At 29.5% G+C, this 322-nt stretch carries 1 pseudogene; it reads right to left on the minus strand.

Annotated elements, in window-relative coordinates:
- Window positions 1-322 (minus strand): annotated as a pseudogene (locus OQH62_RS08670) (hypothetical protein); the annotation flags it as partial.

The following is a 322-nucleotide window of genomic DNA, read 5'->3' on the forward strand; positions in this document are numbered from 1 at the left end:
TCTATTTGCTTCTACTTCTTTATAGAGGTATTCATAGTCTTTATTGATAAGCTTTCCATTTTCATCTACATTACAATAAGCCTCATAAGGTATATCTATAACAGAACTTCTTAATCCACTTCTAATAATAAGATATTTATACCTTTCTCTTTTTGTTTGTAAAGATTCATAATAGGCTTTTTCTTTTTTAGTCCAAGGAGCTATTGCTCCTTTTATTGGTTCTTTAAGATAGAGTTCTTGCCACTCTTTAAATTCTAAATAGCTTGAGCTTTGTCCTGTTTTTAATGTGGGATCTAAGTAGAGAGGTTGATAGGATTTATAA

Origin of the sequence: Campylobacter sp. MIT 21-1684 (assembly GCF_026241315.1) — a bacterium.
Classification (GTDB): domain Bacteria; phylum Campylobacterota; class Campylobacteria; order Campylobacterales; family Campylobacteraceae; genus Campylobacter_D.